1 pseudogene is annotated in these 374 nt (G+C 47.6%); it reads left to right on the forward strand.

Going from position 1 to position 374, the window contains the following annotated elements:
- Positions 1 to 374 (forward strand): annotated as a pseudogene (locus R7Z47_RS25525) (hypothetical protein); the annotation flags it as partial.

A 374-nucleotide genomic window follows, 5' to 3' on the forward strand; every position in this document is an offset into this window, starting at 1 on the left:
GCGGAGCTATCCGTGGGTGGTTACATCACTTACACCATCAAAGCGACCGTTGCGAATGATCTGGTTTCTGACATTACAACTAAGGCGTCGGCGTTAACGCGCGATGGCCCTGTAGAAAGCAATGTTCTTGTCACGCCTCCAGCGACGCCGAACGTTACGCTTACCCATACACTTTTGTCTTCGACACCTTATTTAATCAACGGTAAGCTTAATTTCGAAATCAAAGTCAGTAACAACGGTGGTGCGATTGCACATGGTTACCACGTTACGCAGAACATCAACACGTTACTTACCAACAATGGCTTGGCGAACGATCTCTCGTCTGCTTTTAACAACACCGATGTGACCGGAAATCCATTCTCAACGTGGACTGT

The organism is Vibrio sp. 1641 (assembly GCF_033339995.1).
Classification (GTDB): Bacteria; Pseudomonadota; Gammaproteobacteria; order Enterobacterales; family Vibrionaceae; genus Vibrio; species Vibrio alginolyticus.